The 4,349-nt window shown below is 43.5% G+C and carries 2 protein-coding genes; both read left to right on the top strand.

Annotation, left to right across the window (positions count from 1 at the left end):
* The first annotated feature begins 135 nt into the window (after window positions 1-135).
* Window positions 136-3,834: a DEAD/DEAH box helicase family protein gene (locus K5Q99_RS21330; RefSeq protein ID WP_220778066.1), complete on the top strand. Its 3,699-nt coding sequence runs from the start codon at window positions 136-138 to the stop codon at window positions 3,832-3,834.
* Window positions 3,835-3,864: 30 nt separating this feature from the next.
* Window positions 3,865-4,257: a DUF6602 domain-containing protein gene (locus tag K5Q99_RS21325; RefSeq protein WP_220778065.1), complete on the top strand. Its 393-nt coding sequence runs from the start codon at window positions 3,865-3,867 to the stop codon at window positions 4,255-4,257.
* The last annotated feature ends 92 nt before the right edge of the window (window positions 4,258-4,349 follow it).

The raw sequence follows: 4,349 nt of genomic DNA, 5'->3' as shown, positions 1-4,349 counted from the left end.
GAACTAAATATTATGTTAAACAATAAGGCAAAAAGTGATTATGAACAGTCATTTAATGCCCTAATGCAAAAAGCGTTCAACGGCGAACTTAACCTTGGTAACGCTAAAACCTAATAAGATGTAAAAGGAACTTACATGTCAGATACGGTCCAACCTCCAGAATCCACTGCCACCCATGGCGCTAGCGCTTTTGGCGCTAACTCTCTTGGCATGAGTAATTTTGACTTTATGGACGTGGCGATTGCAAGCGGAGCAGCCAATGATCTGTTCTCCATGCGCTGCGCTGAAATACAGCTGCGGGCTAAAAGCGCTGAAGCCAACATAAAAACCGACCCACGCATTGCCGGTTTTTATGCCCGTAATGCGCTGGAGCTGATGGTTGAAACCGTATTTGACATAGACAACTGGCTAACACGCCCACGCCATGATGCGACTTTAATGTCGCTTATTCATGAGCAAGGCTTTAAGCAAAACTTAAGCAGTAACTTGTTCCCTAAGCTTAAACTGATCATCAAAATTGGTAACGAGGCAGTACACGGCAAAAACGCTCTACCACAACGTGATGCCTTGCAATCGGTAAAAGAGCTGCACCATGTATTGTATTGGTTTGTGCGCACCTATACGCCAGACTTTGGCAACAAAGCGTTAGACAGACAACAATTTACCGTTGCGCCGTTTGATGAAGCACTAATCCCGCAAAAACTTGCCATTGATGCAGGCCTTGTGACTAAGGCAATGAGTAGCATTAAGCGAGTGCAAGAGCTTGAAAAACAGCTGGCAGAAAGTGACAGTGTTAAGCGTGATGAGTATCAGCAACAGCTAAGTGAAAACGCCGCGTTAAAGGCCGAAAACCAAGCTTTGCTTGAGCAAATCGCCAAAGCCAAACAAAGCGCAGAAACGCAACGTGATACCCACGACTATAACGAAGCCGAAACCCGCCATTACTTAATCGATGCCCTGCTAAATGAATCGGGTTGGCCATTAAACCAAGCACGCGACCGCGAATATCCGGTTAACAGCATGCCTATATCGACCGCTAACCCCAATGGTAATGGCTTTGTGGATTATGTGCTGTGGGGTGATGACGGCACCGCTCTGGCGGTGGTAGAGGCCAAACGCACCAGTCGCCTCCCAGAAGACGGTCAGCAGCAAGCCAAACTGTATGCCGATTGCTTACAAAAACAGTGTGGCGTACGCCCGGTGATATTTTACAGCAATGGCTATGAAACTCGTTTGTGGGATGACTATTTTTATCCGCCTCGTCAGGTACAAGGTTTTTATACCAAGGCTGAACTTGAGTTAATGATAAAGCGCCGCAGCAATCGCAAAGCGTTTTTTATGACGGGTAATGACACCCCGCTGGTTGAAACTGAAAACCTAGATATCAATAACGACATCACTAACCGCCATTATCAAAAAGCGGCAATTACTCATATTTTGCAACACTTTGAATTAGAACATCAGCGTAAAGCACTGCTCGTCATGGCTACAGGTACAGGTAAAACTCGTACCGTAATAAGCCTGGTCGATTTGCTGGTTAAAAACGATTGGATTAAAAACATCTTATTTTTAGCCGACCGCAATGCCTTATTAACTCAAGCGAAAAAGAACTTCGTTAGGCTATTACCCCGCGTGAGCTGCGCTATGTTAAGTTCTGGCCAAAGCAAAGACAGCATTGAAAGCCGTTTGTATTTTGCCACTTACCCCACAATGAAAAACCTACTCGACCGTGGTGCAGATGAGCGCCCATTTGGCGTGGGCCATTTTGATTTAATTATTGTCGATGAGGCCCATCGATCTGTGTATTCAAAGTATCGGCAAATTTTTGAGTATTTTGACGGCTTGTTAGTGGGCTTAACCGCCACCCCAAAAGATGAAGTTGAAAAAGATACTTACGGCATTTTTGACTTACAAAAAGGCATGCCAACCTACGCCTATGAAGATGCCAGCGCCTACGCCGAAAAATACTTAGTCCCGCCAACCAAAATATCGGTTTCGACTAAGTTTTTACGTGATGGGGTTAAATACCAAGAATTGTCGGATGAAGAAAAGCAAGAGTGGGAAGACAAAGCTGAACTGACGGATCGCGAAGAAGTACTGCCGACTGAAGTGAATAAGTTTTTGTTCAACGAAGACACGGCTGAAAAGATGTTTGCCCAGCTAATGAGTAAAGATGAGCTTGGCGGCATACATGTGGAAGGTGGCGACGTGATTGGTAAAACCATCATATTTGCTGCTAATAACGACCACGCAGTGTTTTTAGAGAAGATGTTTAATAAAAACTACCCCAAATGGGCGGGTAAACTGGCACGGGTAATTACCTTTAAAGAAACCTATGCCCAGAGTTTGATTGATGAGTTTGGCGGCGATGAAAACAACCGCAAAGACTTTGACCCGAAAAACCCTACTTGCCGGATTGCGATTTCTGTAGACATGCTTGATACGGGTATTGATGTACCCGAAGTGGTTAATTTGGTGTTCTTTAAGGTTATCCGCTCTAAGGTTAAATTTACCCAGATGATTGGCCGTGGTACCCGTTTATGCGAAGACCTGTTTGGCCCAGGCAATCATAAAACCACCTTTAAAGTGTTCGACTACTGCCAAAACTTTGAATACTTTGATGCTAACCCAGAAGGTTTACCCGTAGGTATCGCAAAACCAGTTATGCAGCAGGTGTTTGAAAAACGCGTGCAGTTAAGCACTTTGCTAAATGACCGCCTGCAAGATGACAATTATCAAGACAAGCACCCAGAAGACTGTAATTTATTGCGTAGCTTAAACAACTATCAGCTTGATATGTTGCATCACCAAGTCACCGGCATGAACCTAGATAACTTTATTGTTAGGCCAAAGCGCCAGGCTGTAGAACCGTTTTTAGAACGGTCTTATTGGAACAATATTGATGATGCTAAGTATACCGAGCTAGAAAGCCATGTGTCTGTGCTACCCACAGAAGCTGAGGCCTTTAATCAGGATGAACAGCCCAATAATTTGTCGAACCGGTTTGATAATATCATCTTAACCATGCAACTCGCCTTGCTTGAAAAAGGCACGGTGCCAGAACCAAGCCGTTTAAGGGTGATGGAGTTTGCTCAGCAGCTGGAGGCAAAAACATCTATTCCAGCAGTACAAGCTCAATTGCAGTTAATTCAAGACATTCAAACTCACGAGTTTTGGCTAGATATTCATGTCGTGACATTAGAGGATATGCGTAAACGTTTACGCAACTTAATGTTCGCCTTAGACAAAGACAAAAAAGAAGTGGTGTACACCAACTTTGAAGATGACGTACAAGGCGTACATGACGTTACCGCTGTTTATCAAAGCCCAACCATGGACTTAGCCCAATATCGTAAAAAAATTGAGCTGTATATTAAAGACCACCAAGATCAGTTAACCATTCAAAAGCTAAAACGCAATAAGCCAATCACCCAAGCCGACTTAGACGTACTCGATGGCTTACTGCTGGATGCTAGCGGCATGAGTGACGTAGAGGCTTATCGCCATCAAATATTGCAGGAGAAGCCCTTAGGCGCGTTTATTCGCCAATTGGTAGGCCTAGATTTAAATGCTGCCAAAGAAGCCTTCAGTAGCTTTCTAGACGACGGTATTTACAATGCCGAGCAAATCAACTTTGTTGACCAGGTAATTGATTACCTTGTCCACAACGGCGTACTCGATATGGCGCAAATATTTGAACCTCCATTTACCGATTACCACGGCGAAAGCGCCTACGGCTTTTTTGACGAAGGTAAAGTAGTAGAGCTGTTTGGGGTGATACGAAAAGTGAATGCAAATACAGTGGTTATGGCTGAAGAGCCTATGACGGCTTGATGGTGCCAATAATTAGGGATAATGATTAACATGGCATATTTATATGAGTACATCGATGATCTACTAAGATTACAGTCAAGAGCCGTTGAAAGGTATAACCACAAAGGGGTTCTAGGTGATGCTCGCGAAGAGTTTGTGCATTCTGAAATCAAATCAAGAATTGATAACTTAGCTAATAGACTTCATAAAGGGGAGGTTTACTTTAAAGATGAAGAATTTGGCCAGCATGACATTATTTTACGAAAAAGAAATACTCTGAATAGTTCTCTTGGTCGTCAGATACGGATAAGTTCGGAAGAGTGTGCTGCAATTATTGAAGTTAAAACGAACGCAAAATTGACCGAAATAAGAGATTTTGAAGAAAAATCAAAAAGATTAAAGCAAAGTACTGAAGGATCCCCTCATAAATCAGCCATAGCATAGCCATATTTGAGCAACTGATTGGCGAATAATACCCAGGCCGCCAGCAATTCTTTCTCCGTGATTTGATAATCAGGCCGCCTGAGTACCTCCAA

The organism is Shewanella hafniensis, from assembly GCF_019655335.1.
Classification (GTDB): Bacteria; Pseudomonadota; Gammaproteobacteria; order Enterobacterales; family Shewanellaceae; genus Shewanella; species Shewanella hafniensis.
Note: the sequence above shows the minus strand (reverse complement) of the source record. Positions and strands in the feature narration are given on the sequence as shown.

Bases quoted from the DNA above. Each gene is read 5' to 3' on its own strand.
- K5Q99_RS21325 (WP_220778065.1), top strand. From the start codon at position 3,865: ATGGCATATTTATATGAGTACATCGATGATCTACTAAGATTACAGTCA.
- K5Q99_RS21330 (WP_220778066.1), top strand. From the start codon at position 136: ATGTCAGATACGGTCCAACCTCCAGAATCCACTGCCACCCATGGCGCT.